Origin of the sequence: Luteibacter sp. 621 (assembly GCF_050435445.1) — a bacterium.
Lineage (GTDB): Bacteria > Pseudomonadota > Gammaproteobacteria > Xanthomonadales > Rhodanobacteraceae > Luteibacter.
In genome coordinates, this window is record NZ_JBNDKI010000014.1 from 93,226 (window position 1) to 110,901 (window position 17,676).

Here is a 17,676-nt window from a genome sequence, read left to right on the forward strand (position 1 = left end):
CGTGAAGGCGCGGCTAATCGCGGTCGGCGAACGCATGCCCGCCTGGGTGGCGGAAGGCTTCGCCGAATACCGCAAGCGGCTGTCGCACGAGCTGCCGCTGGAGCTCATCGAGATCAAGCCGGGCGTTCGCGGCAAAGGTCGCGATGACGCGCGCGCCATCGTGGATGAGGGCGCCGCCATCCTCGCGGCGCTGCCGCGCGATATCCATGTGATCGCCCTCGATGGCCGCGGCAAGCTGTGGTCCAGCGAGGAGCTGGGCGTGCAGCTTGAGCAATGGCGCATGGGCGGCCGCGATCTTGCCTTCCTTATCGGCGGCCCCGATGGCCACGCGCCCGATGTGCTGGCGCGGGCCGACCAACGGTGGTCACTTGGCCCGCTTACCCTGCCGCACATGCTGGTGCGCCTGGTGCTCGCCGAGCAGCTGTACCGGGCCACCACGCTGGTGGCCGGCCATCCCTACCACCGCGCGTAAAGGAATGCCCCGTGCTCTACCTGGCTTCGCAATCACCGCGCCGACGTGAACTCCTGGACCAGCTGGGCGAAAGCCACCGCACGCTCGATGTGGATGTGGAAGAGCGCCGCCAGCCGGGTGAACTGCCGGAGGCCTATGTGAGCCGCGTGGCACGCGACAAGGCCCTGGCTGGCCTTGCGCTGGTCGCCAGCGAAGCCGGCGCGCGGGTCCTTGGCGCGGATACCGAAGTGATCCTGGGCGACGAAGTGTTTGGCAAACCACGCGATGCCGCCGATGCCGCCGCGATGCTGCGCCGCCTTGCGGGCCGTGAACACCGCGTCGTGTCTGTCGCCTGGCTGGTCGGGCAGGGCGTGGAACGCTGCACTACGTCGGTATCCACGGTGCGCTTCGCGGCCCTGGACGAGGCCGGCATCGCCGCCTACGTCGCCACGGGCGAATGCATGGGCAAGGCAGGCGCATACGCCATACAGGGCCGCGCCGCCGCTTTCATCGAACACCTCTCCGGCAGCTATTCTGGCGTCATGGGGCTGCCGCTCTACGAAACTTCGCAGCTCCTGCGGGGTCAGTGACATGTTGTCGCCACGCAGTTATAAAGCGCGATGGCTTAAGGAAAAGGGGTGCCGGTGAGCGAGGAAATCCTGATCAATGTCACGCCGCGTGAGACGCGGGTGGCGATCGTCGAAAACGGCATGCTCCAGGAAGTGCACGTAGAGCGGGCGACCAAGCGCGGCTACGTGGGGAATGTCTACAAAGGGCGCGTGCAACGCGTCATGCCCGGCATGCAGGCGGTCTTTGTCGAGATCGGCCTGGAGCGCGCCGCGTTCCTGCACGCTTCCGATATCGTGCGCCCCTCGCTGCCAGCGACGGATGCGCCCGAGGGCGGCAAGTCCAACGGCCATGGCCCGGTGCCACCCATCAGCGAACTGGTTCACGAAGGCCAGGAAATCGTGGTGCAGGTGGTGAAGGACCCAATCGGCAGCAAGGGCGCGCGGCTTTCCACCCACCTCTCCATCCCTTCGCGTTACCTCGTACTCCTGCCGCATTCGCGCACGCTAGGGGTGTCGGTGCGCATCGAGGACGAGGCCGAGCGCCAGCGGCTGAAGGACATCATTACGCCCCTGATCGGCGAAAACCACCTTGGCTACATCGTCCGCACCAATGCGGAAGGGCAGTCCGAGGAATCGCTGGCGTTCGATGTGACCTACCTGAGCAAGGTATGGCGCGTCGTGCAGGAAAACATCCAGAAGGCGAAGCTGGGCGAGCGCGTCTACGAGGAGCTCTCGCTCCCGCTGCGCTCGCTACGCGATTCACTCAACGATGGCATCGAAAAAGTCCGCGTGGATTCACGCGAGACCTACGAGAAAACGGTCAAATTCGTCCAGAAGTTCATGCCCGTGCTCTCCGATCGCGTGGAGCATTACTCGGGTGAACGGCCGATCTTCGACCTGTACGGCGTGGAAGACGAGATTCAACGGGCGCTGCGCAAGGAGGTGCCGCTGAAGTCGGGCGGGTACCTCATCGTGGACCAGACCGAGGCGATGACCACCATCGATGTGAACACCGGCGGGTACCTTGGTACGCGCAACCTCGAGGAAACGGTGTACCGCACGAACCTGGAGGCGGCCCAGGCGGCCGCGCGCCAGTTGCGCCTGCGTAACCTCGGCGGCATCGTTATCATCGATTTCATCGACATGGTGGATGACGAGCACAAGCGCCAGGTGCTGCGCATGCTGGAAAAGGGCCTGTCGCGTGACCACGCCAAGACCACGGTTTATCCCATGTCGGCCCTGGGCCTGGTGGAGATGACCCGCAAGCGCACCACCGAAAGCCTGGAACGCCAGCTGTGCGAGCCGTGTCCCGCGTGCAGTGGCCGTGGCACGTTGAAGACGGCTGAAACCGTTATCTACGAGATTTTCCGCGAGATCACGCGAGCGGTACGCCAGTTCAATGCGCAAAAGCTGCTGGTGATGGCAAGCCCGAAAGTCGTGGGCCGTATCCTCGAGGAAGAGTCCGCTGCGGTGGCCGAACTCGAGGAATTCATTGCCAAGAGCATCCGCTTCCAGGCGGAAGAGCACTATTCGCAGGAACAGTTCGATGTTGTTTTGCTCTAGGCGTGAGCCTCGTCGATGCGCGGGCCGGTGAATCCGGCCTGGCGCCATCGCGCACGTCGCCTGCGGTTTTTCCTAATCGGGTTGGTCGCAAGCGTACTGGTCGCGCTCGCGATCGTGATGGCGCTCGGCCAGCTTCTGCTGCCGCTGGCGGCACGCTACCCCGCGCGCATCGCGGCGATGCTGAGCGAGAAGGTGCACAAGCCGGTGCAGTTCGCCTCCCTGGAGGGGTTCTGGCGCCCGACCGGCCCGCTATTCGTCCTGCGCGATGTCACCATCGGTGGCGATCCCGGTTCGCCGCCGCTGCGCCTGCCGCAGGCTGCCGTGAAGCTCGATTTTGGCGGCCTGGTGCTGCCGTCGCGCCACCTGATCAACCTTCGCTTGCAGGATCTCCGGCTCGGTCTTCGCCGGGCGCCGGATGGCCGCTGGAGCATTGATGGTTTCGCCGCGGGTGGCACAACCCAGAAGGTATCGTTCGGCAACATGTCGGTGGACCTGTGGCTTACCAATACCCACATCGATATCGCCGATGAAACCACCCACCACGATTTCGGCCTGGTGGCCGACCAACTCCGCCTTAGCTTGCAAGGCCAGCTGGTACGCGTAGGCGGCACGCTGCGGCGCGAGAACGCGAGCGGCCTGCTGACGGCCGCGGGGCGCTTTGCCGCCGATGGATCAAGCGGCAAGGTGTACGTGAAGGGTGCCAACGTCGATTTTGCCGCCCTGACCGGAGATTTCGTTGCTGGCGGCTACGCGCTGGCCGGTGGCAAGGGCCGCTTTGAAACCTGGCTGGACTGGCGTGATGCGCATGTGGTGCGCGCCACCTCGAGTATCGATCTGGATAACCTCGCGGTGCGCGGCCCGGCGCGGACGGTCAGCACGGCCGGCCTGCACGGCATTGTCGACCTGCACCGCTTCGCGAATGGCCAGCGCATTGACTGGATGGGGCGTGATGGCAGCGATGCCGCCATCGTGCTGCGCACCAACGGTGATCGCAGCGAGGGTACGCTGGTGGCACGCAAGCTCGAGCTTGCCCCGCTGGCACCGTGGGCGGGCCTGTTGCCGCAGGTATCTCCGGCGCTGGCGCGCTGGCTGGGCGGCGGCAGGCCGCGTGGCCGTTTCGATCAGCTGCGCGCCGACTGGAATTCAGTGGATGGTCTGCGCTTTGCGCAGGCCGCGTTCTCCGGCCTGGGCATTGATGCCAGTGGCAAGCTGCCGGGCCTGGCCACGCTAAGTGGTGAGGTGTTCGGCGATAGCGAGGCCATCGTGCTCTCGCTGCCAAAGCAAGCCACCACGATCGACGCCACGGGTGTCTTCCGCAAGCCGTTCGTCATGTCGTCGCTGGGTGGCGATATCGCCGTGTTCAACGACGATGCCGGCTGGCATATCGGCGTCGATGCACTGGATTTCCGCGGCGAAGGTTATGGCGGCCAGGCGCGTGGCGAGATGGTGGTGCCGGCGAACGATACCGGCCTGTTCATGGATATGTACGTTGCGCTGGGCGAGGGCGAAGTGCCGGCGGCCAAGCTGTTCTGGCCCATTCACTCCATGTCCGAGAGTGCGCAGAACTGGCTCAACCGCGGCCTCGTCTCGGGCCATATCGTCGGCGGCTCGGCCATGATCCGTGGCAACGTGCGCGATTTCCCGTTCAAGAACCAGGAAGGCCGTTTCGAAGCGCGCGCCCTGATCGACGATACCGTGCTCGACTACGGCGCGGGCTGGCCGAAGGCCGAGGGCCTTACGGCCGTGGCCAACTTCATCGATAACGGCATGTACGTGGAAGCCAGCGAAGGACATTCGCTGGGCAACGCCGCCAGCTCAGCGACGGCTGCGATTCCTGACTTTGCCGATGGGGTGCTCGACCTGCGGGTGAGCGGCGCGGGCACCGGCGGCAGCTTCATGGATTTCATCAAGAATAGCCCCATCGCCAGCAGCAGCCGCGAGGAGCTCGACAAGCTCAAGCTGGGTGGCACCGGCGAGTTCGGCTTCAACCTGCTGCTGCCGCTGAAGGAATCAAAGGATTTCACGCTGGAGGGCAGGGCGAGCATCAAGGATGCCGACCTCGTTTCCGATGAGTGGAAGCTGCACCTGGACAAGATCACCGGCCCCATGACCTTCGATGGCAAGGGCTTTGTCGCGAAGGGGCTGCAAACCCAGTTTCATGGCCAGCCGGCCAGCCTCGACCTGGCCATTGCCGGTGGCACGGGCGATCCGGCCAAGGTGCTTAGCACCGCGGTCACCGGTGCGTTTACGGTCGATGAAATGGTGTCGGACTACCCGGACCTGAAATGGCTGGGCGACATCGCGAAAGGCCGCGGCAATTTCCGCGTGGGTTTCGACCTCGCCCATACCGGCGACAAGAACGAACTGAGCCAGGTACTGGCCGTCGATTCCGACCTGCGCGGCGTCGAGATGTTGATGCCCACGCCGGTGAAGAAGCCTGCGACGCAGCCTTTGCCACTTTCCGTGAAGCTTGCGCTGCCGATCGACGGCGCCCGCCTCGACATCGCGTTGGGTGACATCGTGCGCGGGCGCCTGCGCCTGGCGAACAGCCGCAATAACACGCCTATCGCTGCGGCATTCAATCTGGGCACCACGCCACCGGACGTGATGCCCGCACAGGGTTACCTTTTCAGCGGGCACGCGGACAAGCTCGATGTCTCCGGTTGGGTCCAGTACGTGGTGGGGCTTTCGACGGGATCGAGCGGTCCGGGCCTGACTGGCCTGGACCTCATGACCGACGACGCCGAGGTGTTTGGCCAGCACTTCAGCAACATGCATATCGTGGCCCGCCCGGGCCCGCGCGAGCTTAGCCTGCGCGTGGACAGCGACGGCCTGGCCGGCGCCATGACCGTGCCAAACGACGACTTGCGGCGCCGCGGCATCACCGCGCGCATGGATCGGATCTATTGGCCCTCATCGGATGATTCGGCGGATGCGGCGAAGAAGGGCCGCGCCACCGCCGGGCAGGTGGCGACGGCGGCGGTGACGGTCGCCCATGCGGAGGAAGCGAAGGACAAGAGCGGCAAGCCGCCGGCGAACACCAATGAAGCCGGTGTCGCGCCATCAAGCCTCCCGCCGCTGCACCTGCAGGTCACCGACATGCGGCTGGGCAAGGCGCGTTTGGGCGAAGCGCGCCTGGAAACATGGCCGACGGATGAAGGCCTGCATATCGACCAGTTGCGTGCCCAGTCGAAGAACGTGCAGATCACCGCCACGGGTGACTGGAACGGCGACGAGAAGACGAGCCACACGCACCTGTCGATGGACTTCGCGTCGGAAGACGTGGCGCGCATGCTCGATGCGCTGGGTTTCGCCGGCATCATGTCGGGTGGCCGTACCGAGGCGCGCCTGGATGCGACCTGGCCCGGTGGCCCCTCGGCGCTGGCGCTGGCGAACATGGATGGCACGCTGAAGATCAATGTCGCGAACGGCCGCATCCTCGAAGTGCAGCCTGGCGTGGGCCGTCTGTTTGGCCTGGTGTCGATCACCGAATTGCCACGGCGCATGGCGCTCGATTTCGGCGATGTGCTGGGCAAGGGCTTTGGCTTCGACGCCATCACGGGCGATTTCAATTTCGCCCACGGCAATGCCAGCACGCAGAACCTGAAGATCCGTGCACCCGCCGCTGAGATTTCGATCACGGGTCGCGCCGGGCTGAAAGCACGCGACTATGACCAGGAAGTACTCGTGGTACCCCACGTCGGCAACAGCCTGCCCATCGTGGGTGCGCTAGCGGGCGGTCCGGTGGGCGCCGCGGCGGGCCTGGCGGTGCAGGGCATCCTGGGCCATGGCTTGAACCAGGCGGCGCGCAAGCGTTACCACGTGACTGGCACGTGGGATAAACCGGTATTCACTCCGATCGACAAGGGCTTGCCGAGCACGGCAACCCCACCCGTCCAGCCCGCCCCGTAGTCCGTTCCTCGCCGGCGCAACGCGTTCCGTGCAGGAACGCGCCCGCGCGCGATCGGATCCGCCGAGCCCGCAAGGCGCCCAGCGCGTCCGACTACGTCTTCGGCTTCCGAAACGGAAACATCTGCTGCTTCACGAACCCATCCGGCATGTAATCGCCGACCACGCCGTACTTCTCCGGAAACACCTTCTTCGATTTCACCGCCGTGCCAAACAGGTAATCAAGGAACGCATAGTGCGCGGCGTAGTTCTTGTCGATCGCCTCGTCATCGGAGGCGTGGTGCCAGTGGTGGAAGTCAGGCGTGACGATCAGGTACCGCAGCGGACCCCATGGCAGGTGGACGTTGGCGTGGTTGAACACGGCCTGGAAGCCGACGACGATGATGTAGGCGTTCATCACCGCTTCGCTGAAGCCCAGCACGTAGAGCGGGGCGAGCACGCAGACGCGGGTGAAGATCAGCTCGAGCATGTGTTGGCGCGAGCCGGCCAGCCAGTCCATGGTTTTCACGCTGTGGTGCACGGCATGGAAGCGCCACAGGAACGGCACCTCGTGGTACGCGCGGTGGGTCCAGTACTGGGCCATGTCCGCCACAAGGATGCACAGCAGCAGCTGCGGCACGAAATAAATGGACGCCACCATGCGCTGGAAATCGCTGTTCACCAGCCATCCGAAAGCGTGGTGGATCAGGAAGTTCACGATGAGCAGCGCAAGGCCCACGATGAAGTGGTTCACCGCGAAATGCTTCATGTCGGTCTGCCACTCGAACCGGAATAGCGACTGGCCACGGTAGAGGGGGAACAGCTTTTCGAGCACCACGAAGACCAGCGTGGAGCCCAGCAGGTCGAGGATGAACCAGTCCAGGCCGATGTAGGGCGTGTGGTCGGGGAAACTTCCAACCGGTACGCGTGCGCCACCCAGCGCAACAGCGGCGAGTACCAGCACGAACGCGCCGATGTTCAGGTTCCGACGTCGGCCCAGGATCACGTTCGCAAGCGATAGCCCGCCCGAGATCAGCAGGGCACCCAGCAGCAGCTGGCGCAGCACATCGACCGAGTACTTGTGGCGCAGGTCGGGCGTGGTCAGGTACTGCGGGAAATGAAAGGCGATGACGGCCAGCAGGGATAGGAACGCCAGCGAGATGGCGATGGCCGTGCTGACCATGGCCTTACCCGGGTCCAGCGATCCACTGGCGTGGAGCAGGTCCACGGTTTCATCGACCACGGCCTCTGCCCGGCGGGCGGGCGCGGTGGCAACACGTCGGGCCACGGCCCGCTTTTTCCCCTGACTCATCGGCTCTCCTTACCGTTGGTATGCGGGCCGCATCCTACCATCGGCCGGGCAACGTGCTGGGTCGTATGGGGAAGGGCGCGGTGCGTTCCTACGAGGAATGGTGTCTTTGGCTGGCAGGCAATTCGCTTTCTTGTGGATAGTATCGTTGTACGTTAATATTGTGCGGCGATACTAGACATGATCAAGTCGTTCGGTGACACCGATACGTATGATCTCTTTCGAGGGTCCGGGTCGAATCGATGGATAAACATTCGATGCGTTGCGATGCGGAAGCTGGTGATGCTGGATTCTGCGACCCGTCTTGACGAGCTTCGCATTCCCCCGTCGAACCGGCTTAAGCCCCTCAAAGGTGATCGCTCTGGCTTCCACAGCATTCGTGTGAACGATCAGTACCGCATTGTGTTCGTGTGGAAAGACGGAGCGCCACACGGGGTCACCATCGTTGATTATCACTGAGCGGAGGAGCCGTGACTCGCGATTTTCCTTATCCCCATCCCGGCGAGATTCTTCAGGAAGAGTTCCTCACGCCGATGGCCATTACCAAGTACAGGCTGGCCAAGGCGATTGGCGTTCCGGCACCGCGGATAGGCGAAATTATCGCCGGCCGCCGCGCGATTACAGCCGATACCGCATTGCGCCTCGCGAAGTTCTTCGGCCAGTCCGATGAATTCTGGTCCAATATGCAGGCAGGCTATGACCGGGAGATGCTGCGCCCGCAGATTGAGCGGGAGCTCATCGCGATTGTGCCGTGGGCGGCCATAGAACAGCCTCAACCGCCTTCGCGACCCGCCCCGCGCCGCCGCCCCAAGACCTGAGTCGCTCGCCACCTACGCCTGCGGGGTTTAAGCTTGAGGCTTAAGCCCCTATTTACAGGGTCTATACCCCTCACCGGCAGCCCTGATGGATTCCCTGATCACCCTCGCCGAACGGCGCCTGCTCGCCCCGGGCGGCCTCGCTTCCTCCGACCTCGACCGCGTCTTCTCGCAGCTGATGGGCCCCTCCATCGACGCGGCGGACCTGTACTTCCAGCATTCGCGCAGCGAATCCTGGGTACTGGAAGAGGGCATCGTGAAGGATGGCAGCCACTCGATCGAGCAGGGCGTGGGCGTGCGGGCCATTTCCGGCGAGCGCACCGGCTTCTCCTACTCCGATGAAATCGTGCTGCCGCAGCTGCTCGAGGCCTCGCGCGCTGCACGCGCCATCGCCCAGGGCGGCGCTGGCGCCGGCAAGCCGTTGGCCCTCGCCACCGGCCGTGGCCTGTATCCGGCCATCGACCCGGTCGAGAGCCTGCCGAACGAAGAAAAGATCGCGCTGCTGCGCGAGGTGGATGCCTACGCCCGCGCGCGCGATCCGCGCGTCAAGCAGGTGGTGGTAAGCATCGCCGCCACCATGGATACCATCCTGGTCGCAGGCTCCGATGGCACGCTGGCAGCCGACGTGCGCCCCCTGGTGCGCCTGAACGTGCAGGTGATCGCCGAGCAGGGTACCCGTCGTGAGCAGGGCCATGCGGGCGGCGGTGGCCGCTACGGCTACCGTGAGCTCATGGAAAACGGCCGCGCGCTGGCATTCGCCGAGGAGGCCGTGCGCCAGGCGCTGGTCAACCTCGAGGCGGTGGATGCGCCGGCGGGCAGCATGACCGTGGTGCTCGGCCCGGGCTGGCCCGGTGTGCTGCTGCACGAGGCGATCGGCCACGGGCTCGAAGGCGATTTCAATCGCAAGGGCAGTTCCGCGTTTGCCGGCCGTATCGGCCAGCGCGTCGCCGCCGAAGGCGTCACCGTGGTCGATGACGGCACGCTGCCGGGCCGCCGCGGTTCGCTGAGCATCGATGACGAGGGCACGCCGACCGAATGCACCACGTTGATCGAGAACGGGATCCTCAAGGGTTACATGCAAGACAAGCTCAACGCGCGCCTTATGGGCGTGAAGTCCACGGGCAATGGCCGCCGCGAATCGTTCGCGCAGCTGCCTATGCCACGCATGACCAACACCTACATGCTCGCCGGCAATCGTGAACCGGAGGAGATCATCCGTTCGGTAAAGCGTGGCCTTTACGCGGTGAACTTCGGTGGTGGCCAGGTCGATATCACCAACGGCAAGTTCGTGTTCTCCGCCAGCGAGGCCTACCTGATTGAAGACGGTAAGGTCACGCGCCCGGTAAAGGGTGCCACGCTGGTCGGCGCCGGCCCCGAAGTGCTCACGCGCGTATCGATGATCGGTAACGACCTCGCGCTCGATGAAGGCGTGGGTGTATGCGGCAAGGATGGCCAGAGCGTGCCGGTTGGCGTGGGCCAGCCGACGCTTCGTGTCGATGGCATGACAGTCGGCGGCACGGCTGCTTAATCGCCGACAATAGTTCCGCCCGATAGCTGCTCTCTGTAGGAGCGCGCTTGTGCGCGATGGGTTCGTGCCTCGAGCACCCATCGCGCGCAAGCGCGCTCCTACATTGTTTTTACGGTCTAGGACGAAACGTGCACGTGTCGACCAAGCGCGACCCACGTCACGGAACGCACGCGTACGGTACGAAAAGCCTCAGTTAGAGTGCACTTTAGTATTGTGGTCGTCATTGCTGCGGCGCGATGATCCGCCCGCAGACGGCGTATGGACGGCCAAATATCCAATAGCCACGGGCCTTTGGCGCGTGGCGGGAATTTGACTCCCACCCTTATCACGAAACGACGAAGTACGGCTGGCGCATGCGCCGGCCGGCGGTGTCGTGCGTGCGTGGAACGCCGCTGCTAACGGGCCAACCCACAGGGGACACTCCTCCATGACAATGCACCCCGCAGCACCCCCGGGGCATGCGAAACGAGCGCGGTTATCCGCCGTGCTCGCAGCGCTATGCCTGGGTGCGACGGTGACGGCACACGCCGTGACCCTCGCGCCTTCCGATCGCGTGGATGTGAACCTCGGCGCGCAGCCGTGGAAGTACATCAAGCAGTACCAGAACCAGACGGGCCACGCACAGGTACCCAATGGGGACGATGGCGCGGCCATCAACTTCGATGATTCGACGTGGGAAACCGTCGGCATTCCCCATGCCGCGAACGACTTCACCACCTTCATCAACCAGGAATCCGGTGGTGGCCAGGGTAGCCTCGATGGCGAAACCAGCTGGTACCGTACGACGCTGAAAGACAGCGCGAGCTACGCCGGCCGCAAGGTGATGGTGGAGTTCGAAGGCGCGCACACCGGTGATCGCGTTTACGTCAACGGCCATTTCATCAAGGGCACCGGCGCACTGAACCAGGATGGCCAGGTCGATGCGAACGCGACCCACGTCATCGGCTTCATCCCGCACATCGTCGACCTCACGCCGTACCTGAAGTACGACGGTACCGATGTGATCGCAGTGAAGGTGAGCCGCAGCGGCGGTGGCTTCTTCCAGGACCCGGGCTTCTCCGGTTCGTTCCGTTTTGGCCAGGCCGAAGCGGGCCTGTTCCGCCCGGTCAAACTGCATGTCACCAACCTGGTCCACATTCCGGAAAACGTGTACGCGGGCCAGAACACCTGGGGCACCTACGTCGGCACCGAATCGCTGACCGACGACCACAAGAGCGCGGTGGTTCGCGTACAGACCAACGTGGTGAACGATCGCGAGGTGCCGGTAACGGTAACCCTCACCACGCAGATCGTGGACGCCAACGGCACGGTGGTCGCCAGCGACCAGCAGCAGAAGCAGCTCGCCCCGCACGTCGCTCCGGCGGATACGACGCCGGTGTTCGATGAAAAGCTGACGGTGAACAGCCCGACGCTGTGGTACCCGAACAACAGCATCTACGGCAAGCCGTACATGTACAAGGTGCTGCACACCGTCAGCATCGACGGCACCGTGGTGGATGCGAAGCAGAGCCCGCTCGGCATTCGTGTCATCACCTGGGATAAGGATTTCCCCTACGTCAACGGCAAGAAGCAGTACACGTGGGGCGCATCGGGCCGCTACGACTACCCGGCGCTCGGTTCCTCCGTGCCCGAAGAGCAGCAGTGGCGTGACCTGCAACAGCTGGCGGCCGCCGGTGGCAACCTGTGGCGCCCGGGCCATTCGCCGTCCAGCCCCGAGTTCGTCGAGGCCGCGGATGCGCTGGGCGTGTTCATCGTGCAGCCCAGCGGTGATGGCGAGAACGGCTTCTCCAACCGTTGCGCCGCCGGTGACGATGCCTGCGTGAACATGTGGAACATCAAGCGCGAACTGCATCGCGACCTGGTGATCCGCGACCGCAACCATCCGTCGATCCTTGCCTGGGAATCCAACAACGGCAAGATGGACACCAACTTCGCGGTAGAGCTGCGCACGATGGCCCGTAATTGGGACAGCATCGCGCCGCGTGCCGCCGCCGACCGTTCGCCAGACCCGGCCAATGGCGACATCCTGAGCTGCAGCAAGGCAGGTTGCGAAGAGGGCGTGCACCAGCAGTATCCGAACAAGCCCGCATGGGGCGCGGAGTACTGGGGCATCGGTTCGCAGCGCCATGCGTTTGACTATGAACTCTCGTATGCGCTGAATTACCTCGTGCCGTATTCAAAGGGCCGCAAGGCGGGCACCTTCGGCATGGCCCAGTGGTACTTTGCCGATACCCCGGGCGAAACCATCGAGTTCGACGAGGGCACCGAGGACGCCACGCACTTCACCATCGCCAAGGACACCGGCGAGAAGCAGTTCGTGCACAACGTGCGTTCGATCGGCAGCTCCATGGTCGACCAGAACCGCTTCCCCCGCATGATGTATTACATCTACCAGTCGGTGTGGACGCCGTTCGAAGTGAAGCCGGTGGTGAAACTGGCGCATCACTGGAACCGCTCCGGCGATATCCAGGTGAACGCGTTCAGTAACTGCCCGGCCGTGCGCCTGCTGGTAAATGGCGTGCCGCAGGGCAGCGACCAGAAGCCGAACAACTGGGATTCCATCGACCAGGCCAGCTACGACGTCGAGAACTCGGGCAAAGACCCGGATACGGGCCACATCAAGGGCTCGGCGCAGGCGCAGAAGACCACCGGTCTTCCGGGCCAGGTGCACTGGAACCTCACGTGGCAGGCGGGTACGGCGACTGCGCAGTGCATCGACGCACTGGGTGCGGTGGTGGACGACGCCAACGGTTCGCCGGTGCAGGACACGCTGACCACCGCCGGCAAGGCCGACCATATTGCGCTGAGCGTGGTGCCGGAGCTGGTGAAGCCCGATGGTACGGCGTTCGCCGTCACCGCCAATGGTTCGGATGCCGCCTTCATCGTTGCCCGCGTGGTCGATAAGGATGGCAACACCGTGCCGGAGGGCTCGGATGTCAACGTGACCTTTGAGGTCACGGGCGGTGCGTCGCTGGTGAACTACCAGGGCGGCACGCAGCAGTTGGTCGATTGGGCCGGTGGCCACACCCTCAACGGTGATGGTTCCGAGGAGCCGATTCACGGCTACCACTCGCCGGGCGACCACGAACTGAAGTTCGAAGGTGGCCTGCAGAAGATCGCGCTGCGCACGAAGTTCGATACGGGCACCGTGACCGTCACCGCGACGGCCGCTGGCCTGCTGCCGGGGAGCGCATCGTTCAACATTACCCCGGTGCCGAAGGCATCGCAGGGTGCGTCCGGCCCGCCGGCCATCATCGCCAACCCGATCGAAGATGACGTGACCCAGGGCTTCCCGGGGCACTTCTCGGTGACCGCCACGGGCGAAGCCCCGCTGACCTTCACCTGGAAGCGCAACGGCCAGGAGATCCCGGGTGCCAACGCCGCCAGCTACACCACGCCCGCTTCAGCCATGACCGACAACGGCGCGGCTTACACGGTGGTGGTGCACAACGCGAAGGGTGACCAGGAGTCCACGCCTGCGATCCTGAAGGTGTTCACGGCGCAGCAGGTGGTGATCAGCCAGCAGCCGGCGGCGCAGAGCGTCGATGTGGGCCAGCAGGCGCACTTTGCCGTGACCGCCACCGGTTCGCCGAAGGTGACCTACCAGTGGATGCGCGGCAACACCGCCATTGCGGGTGCCAACGGCCCGACGTACGACACGCCGGTGCTGACCGCCGCCGACGGCAATGTCGATTACGCCGTGGTGGTATCCAACCCGCTGGGCGATACACCGTCCACGCCGGCCCACCTGACCGTGAACGCGGCACGCCAGCCGGTGATCACCGGCCAGCCGGGCAACGTCCGCGCGAACCCGGGCCAGAGCGCCCAGTTCACCGTGGCCGTCGCGGGTTCCTCGCCGTTCCATTACAAGTGGACGCACGACGGCCAGCCTGTCGGCGACGACAGCGCCACGCTCACCGTTTCCAACGTGAGCCTGAGCGACGTGGGCAACTACGTCGTGGTCGTCACCAACATCCTGGGTGATACGGCCGCCGCGACCAGCAACGCCGCCGCGCTGACCCTGGCCCCGCCGGGTGCGAACCTGGCCCGCCAGAAGGTGACTTACGCCAGCGGCGTGGAGAACGTGCAGGGCACGCCGGCCGCCGGTGCGGTGGACGGTGATGACAAGGGCACGCGCTGGGCATCGGAGCAGAAGAACGATGCCGCCTGGTTCACGGTGGACCTGGGTGCGGTGCGCTCGTTCAACCGCGTGGTGATCAAGTGGGAGAACGCCCACGCCGCGCAGTACAAGATCCAGTACTCCAACGACAAGGACACCGGCTACCAGGATTGGGTCGAGAACGACACCAGCCTCGGCGGCACGGAAGACATGACGGACAAGCGCGTTTCGGCCCACTTTGTGCGCATGCAGGGCATCAAGCGCGCCACGGACTACGGCTACTCGTTCTACGAGTTCGAAGTCTACGACTCGCCGACCTGCTGCCAGGATGGCGATCGCTACACCGTGCAGGACACCAACCATGTCGTGGACCACTTCAGTGGCCTGACCTGGGAGCGTGCCCAGCGTGGCCTCGCCGACCAGGGTGCGCAGTACAAGCAGTCCAACGCGATTTCGGACTGCAAGGCCGCCACCGCCCGTCTGCCGACGCTCGATGAAGCGCTGGCCGTCGCGGGACAGAACCTGTCGACGAATGCGTTCCCGCAGGCGTGGACGATCTGGACCTCGACCGATGATCCGACCGATACGCAGTACGCGTACCAGGTCGCCTCGGATGGCTCGACGTTCCGCCTGGTGGCGGAGAACAACCCGTCACATGCGCTGTGCGTCACCGGTACCACGGTCGTGGCCCCGGCAATCACGGCGGACCCGGCCGCGCAGAAGGCAGGCGTGGGCCGTTCGGCACACCTGGCCGTTACGGCGACTGGCGACGGCCCGCTGGCCTACAACTGGTACCGCCACCTGCCGCAGGCCGATGGCACGTTCGTGGATGAACTCGCATCGTCGACGACCGATGGCACCTATGCCACCCCGGCGCTTGCCGCGGCGGATAACGGCACGCAGTACATGGTGCGCGTGGTGAGTGCAAAGGGCCTCACGACCCAGAGCAAGTTCGCCACGGTTACCGTGGATAACTCCACCGATGGCTTCGACCCGCCGGCATGGCAGCAGGGCACGGCCACGCAGCCGGGCAATGGCGGTACGGATCCTGGCCAGCCGGATAATCCCGATGGCCCGGGTACACCGGGTGACGGCCAGGGTGGCGTGAATGTCGCCGTGGGCGCGGGTGCCACTTCCAGTGGCAACGAAGACGACGGCTACCTTGGCCCGAAGGGCGCGGTGGACGGCGATTTCACCACGCGTTGGGGTTCCAAGTTCACGCCGACCGCGTGGATCCGCCTGGACCTGGGTTCGCAGAAGACGTTTGACCACGTGCTCCTGCGCTGGGAGCGCGCCCATTCGACGTCGTACATCGTCGAAGTGTCGAACGATGATGTGAACTACACCGCGGTCACCCCGCAGCCGGTTGCCGGCAAGGGTGGCGTGGAGCGCGTGGACTTCTCCGCGGTCACCGCACAGTACGTGCGCATGACCAGCCTGGCGAAGAACACCGACTATGGCGTATCGCTGTATGAGTTCGAGGTGTACGCGGCCGCCGCGCCGACGTTCGTGAGCCAGCCGCAGGCGCAGTCCGTGACTGCGGGCCAGCCGGTGACCTTCGCGGTCAGCGTCAAGGCCAACGGCAACGTGGGCTACCAGTGGCGTCGCAATGGTGCCGCCGTGGGTGGTGCCAACCAGGCCACGTACTCGTTCACGGCCACGCTCGCTAATGCGGGCAGCTACGACGTGGTGGTGAGTGATGCCGCTGGCCGCAGCGTGACCAGCCAGGCCGCGACGCTTGCCGTGCAGCAGCCGGTACAGCAGACGCCGCCGCCGGTGTCGTCCGATGCCAACCTGGCCCTGCACCAGCCGGTACTCGCCTCCTCGGAGGAGAACCCGGTGGCGTTCAAGGCCGCCAACCTGACCGATGGCGACACCGGTACGCGTTGGTCGTCGCAGTTCAATGATGATGAGTGGGTGCGCGTTGACCTGGGCGCTGTGAAGACGGTGAACAAGGTGGTGCTGACGTGGGAGAACGCCCACGCCGTGAACTACCTGATCGAGGTCTCGCTCGATGGGCAGTCCTGGCAGGTGGCCGATGCGAAAATCGGCAGCAACGGTGGCGTGGAAACGCTGTCGTTCACCCCGGTCTCGGCCCGCTACGTGCGCATGCACGGCCAGACCCGCAACACGCAGTACGGCTATTCGTTGTGGGAAATGGAGGTGTACGGCACGGTGGATAACACCGATCCGACACAGCCGCAGCAGCCGGTCGGGAACGATCCGTCGGAAGGTTTCAACTACGACACGTACCCGGGCTTCATCGGTACCCAGCTGCGCAATGCCACCAACGGCAAGTGGCGCGACGACCAGGTATACGTCGCTGTTATCGGCCGCGACCCGGTTACCCAGGTGTTCTCGTGGGTGAAGCCGGATGGCACGCTGACCGCCGCGAAGGTGGAAGACAACGACGGTGCCGGCCATCTCACCAAGAATGGCCAGAACTACCCGAACTACTTCTTCACGCTGGCCCAGGCGAAGTTGCTGAAGCTGCCTAAGATGGATTCGGGCCGTATCTTCGTGTCCGTCGGTGAGCCGATGTACATCAAGATCCTGAAGGCCGCTGACGATACGATCGGTTTTGCGGGCCCCAACCCGTTGAACGCCACCGATCCGAACATCGGCGTGTACTACGACTGGTACGAGTTCACCTGGAACAACGACGCGATCTTCATCAACACCACGCAGGTCGATCAGTTCTCCATCCCGCTTTCGCTGGATGTGTATGGCGGCAACAAGACGCGCCATGTGAACTCGGGCATTACCCAGACCCGCGCCGAGATCTTCGCGGCGTATAACCAGGAAGTACCGGCCGAGTTCCAGCTGACCGAAGCCGACCCGATCCGCATCCTTGCCCCGGGCAAGGCGCAGTTCGACGTGGGCAAGCCGCAGGAACATTACTTCGACGCGTACATCGACAGCGCCTGGACGTATTACCAGTCCCACGTGCTTGAGATGACGATCGGCGCCAAGCAGTTCGAAGGCACCGTGGTCGATGGCGTCCTCACGTTCCGCCACACCAACTGGGCGGATACCAAGGAAGCCAACGAAGCCGAAGGCATGCTGTTCAACGTGCAGAAGCCGACCACGCAGGATGTGCTGGAAGGCAAGGGTGCACTGGCCCGTTCGAACGACCCGTGGGGCGTCGAAGGCCAGCTCGAAGCGCAGATCTGCGCGGCGTTCAACCGCCACGTCATGGAAGATGCCGATGAGTGGAAGGATTCTTCCACGTTCTACCTGCAGTCGCCGGCGAACTATTACGCGCGGTTCTGGCACCTGCATGGCGTGAATGGCAAGGCGTACGGTTTCGCGTACGACGATGTGTCCGACCAGAGCTCGACGCTGATCGAGCCGCAGCCGGAGCATCTCGAACTCGGGATCGGCTGGTAACCAGCAACGTCAGTAGAACGAAAGGGCGGTGAGGGAAACCTCA

9 protein-coding genes are annotated in these 17,676 nt (G+C 64.5%); 8 read left to right on the plus strand and 1 reads right to left on the minus strand.

Annotation, left to right across the window (positions count from 1 at the left end; all coding sequences use genetic code 11):
* Window position 1: 1 nt before the first annotated feature.
* From rlmH to ABIE56_RS15360, 4 genes are read left to right on the plus strand one after another with little or no spacing between them, the layout of a single operon-like run.
* Entirely contained in the window at window positions 2–472 is a 471-nt protein-coding gene (rlmH, locus tag ABIE56_RS15345; RefSeq protein ID WP_429244657.1) for a 23S rRNA (pseudouridine(1915)-N(3))-methyltransferase RlmH, read from the plus strand.
* A gap of 11 nt (window positions 473–483) precedes the next feature.
* Window positions 484–1,041 carry a Maf family protein gene (locus ABIE56_RS15350; protein WP_429244658.1) on the plus strand — a complete coding sequence of 186 codons (558 nt, stop codon included), beginning with the start codon at window positions 484–486 and terminating at the stop codon, window positions 1,039–1,041.
* Between the two features lie 54 nt (window positions 1,042–1,095).
* On the plus strand, window positions 1,096–2,583 hold the full coding sequence (gene rng, locus ABIE56_RS15355; RefSeq protein ID WP_429244659.1) for a ribonuclease G: 1,488 nt from the start codon (window positions 1,096–1,098) through the stop codon (window positions 2,581–2,583).
* Between the two features lie 15 nt (window positions 2,584–2,598).
* Window positions 2,599–6,495, plus strand: a complete 3,897-nt coding sequence (locus ABIE56_RS15360) for a YhdP family protein (protein WP_429244660.1) — start codon at window positions 2,599–2,601, stop codon at window positions 6,493–6,495.
* A gap of 91 nt (window positions 6,496–6,586) precedes the next feature.
* Here the strand turns inward: ABIE56_RS15360 and ABIE56_RS15365 are convergent, their stop codons facing one another.
* Window positions 6,587–7,759: a sterol desaturase family protein gene (locus ABIE56_RS15365; protein ID WP_429244661.1), complete on the minus strand. Its 1,173-nt coding sequence runs from the start codon at window positions 7,757–7,759 to the stop codon at window positions 6,587–6,589.
* Between the two features lie 201 nt (window positions 7,760–7,960).
* On the opposite strand from ABIE56_RS15365, the gene ABIE56_RS15370 reads away from it, so the two are divergent.
* The 4 genes from ABIE56_RS15370 to ABIE56_RS15385 all read left to right on the plus strand — a co-directional run bounded on the left by ABIE56_RS15370 (window position 7,961) and on the right by ABIE56_RS15385 (window position 17,633).
* The gene (locus ABIE56_RS15370; RefSeq protein WP_429244662.1) at window positions 7,961–8,239 is read left to right on the plus strand and encodes a type II toxin-antitoxin system RelE/ParE family toxin; all 279 of its coding nucleotides are present in this window, start codon (window positions 7,961–7,963) and stop codon (window positions 8,237–8,239) included.
* An 11-nt stretch (window positions 8,240–8,250) separates the two neighbouring features.
* On the plus strand, window positions 8,251–8,598 hold the full coding sequence (locus ABIE56_RS15375) for a HigA family addiction module antitoxin (RefSeq protein ID WP_429244663.1): 348 nt from the start codon (window positions 8,251–8,253) through the stop codon (window positions 8,596–8,598).
* A gap of 85 nt (window positions 8,599–8,683) precedes the next feature.
* On the plus strand, window positions 8,684–10,123 hold the full coding sequence (tldD, locus tag ABIE56_RS15380; RefSeq protein WP_429244664.1) for a metalloprotease TldD: 1,440 nt from the start codon (window positions 8,684–8,686) through the stop codon (window positions 10,121–10,123).
* A 427-nt stretch (window positions 10,124–10,550) separates the two neighbouring features.
* Window positions 10,551–17,633, plus strand: coding sequence for a beta-1,3-glucanase family protein (locus ABIE56_RS15385; RefSeq protein WP_429244665.1), 7,083 nt, complete (start codon window positions 10,551–10,553; stop codon window positions 17,631–17,633).
* Window positions 17,634–17,676: the final 43 nt, after the last annotated feature.